Here is an 889-nt window from a genome sequence, read left to right as displayed (position 1 = left end):
GATCTTGATGCAAGCTTTGCTTGGTACGAAGCTCAATGGTTTCTTTTTGCCAATTGTAAGTCAGCGCAATGGCCGCCATCGCCAAACAAAACCAAACCGTGGTGAATACCACCAAACGAGATTTGAAGCTCATCCTATCGCCTCCTCACACCGCCTATTATGGGCGCGGCTGAAATTTGTACCCAACACCCCAAACCGTTTGAATAAAATGATGCTCTGAGTCCGACAACGACAGCTTGCTGCGCAAGCGATTAATGGTGCTACAAACCGTGTGATGATACCCAGCATGATTGGTGTTCCAGACATGATCCAACAGCTCGTCCTTACTGTAGACTCGACCGGGACGAGTGGCGAGAAACTGTAGCAAGGTAAACTCGGTTGCCGTCAGCGCGACGTCTTTATCGTTGAGCGAAACCTGATGCAATTGGGGAATGATCTTCAAGTCACCAAAGTTAAGTGCCTCTTCTTCTGGTCTCTCTGGAGTCGGCTTTTCAGCGACTTGATTGACGCGCCGAAGTACATTTCTCACCCGAGCTTGAAACTCTAAAACACTAAACGGCTTTGTGATGTAATCGTCGACATCAGCTTCCAATCCATCCACTTTATCCATCTCACCGTCTCTTGCAGTCAACACCAAAACCGGCGTCCAATCTTGCTGCTGGCGCAAGTGATGGCAGATATCTAAACCATCACCATCGGGTAAACCTCTGTCGAGGATCACCAAATCAAACGACTGCTGCTGATAAGCATTTCTGCCCGCTGCAACGCTGGATTCTCGACTGACTTGATGCCCCTGAAACTTGAGATGCATTTGAACCAGTTCGGCCAAGTCATCATCGTCTTCAATCAACAATATGTTCGCCACCACGTTGGTTGTATGCCGTTCCAT

Annotated in this window: 1 protein-coding gene; it reads right to left on the bottom strand. The window is 48.5% G+C overall.

Annotated elements, in window-relative coordinates; all coding sequences use genetic code 11:
• Positions 1-157: 157 nt before the first annotated feature.
• Positions 158-889, bottom strand: coding sequence for a response regulator transcription factor (locus R7R78_RS25060; protein WP_021450568.1), 732 nt, complete (start codon positions 887-889; stop codon positions 158-160).

This window comes from Vibrio sp. 2134-1, assembly GCF_033339495.1.
Note: the sequence above shows the minus strand (reverse complement) of the source record. Positions and strands in the feature narration are given on the sequence as shown.

What these genes read in the sequence shown, in the direction of transcription:
- R7R78_RS25060 (WP_021450568.1), bottom strand. Translation starts at nt 889, where the DNA reads ATGGAACGGCATACAACCAACGTGGTGGCGAACATATTGTTGATTGAA.